This is a genomic window from Pseudomonas sp. SIMBA_068 (assembly GCF_046534705.1).
GTDB lineage: Bacteria > Pseudomonadota > Gammaproteobacteria > Pseudomonadales > Pseudomonadaceae > Aquipseudomonas > Aquipseudomonas putida.
This window is the reverse complement of the sequence record NZ_JAWRYI010001505.1, coordinates 1-240: the sequence shown is the minus strand read 5'-3', so window position 1 is coordinate 240 and position 240 is coordinate 1. Positions and strand designations below refer to the sequence as shown.

At 47.5% G+C, this 240-nt stretch carries 1 pseudogene; it reads right to left on the bottom strand.

The annotated features are described in order from the left end of the window. Positions 1-240, bottom strand: a pseudogene (locus SB756_RS34680) (DNA-binding transcriptional regulator FabR); the annotation flags it as partial.

Sequence of the window (240 nt, the reverse complement as noted above, 5' to 3'; positions counted from 1 at the left end):
AGCTGCCAAATAACACGCTCAACAAGTTCGTCGAGTTGTTGACCTTCTATATCTAGCGCCTCTGCGCCGGCATTAAATACCAGTGTTACCATGGCTTCAGATTGAATGTAGGCGTGCATGGCGTCGCACTTGGTTTCGCTTTCTAAATAGTGGGCAAGCTCTAAAATAAAGTGTTTGATTTCGCGTGCGACTGCGGCTCTAAATGCCTTAGATGTGCCAGAGCGCTCACGCAGTAATAAC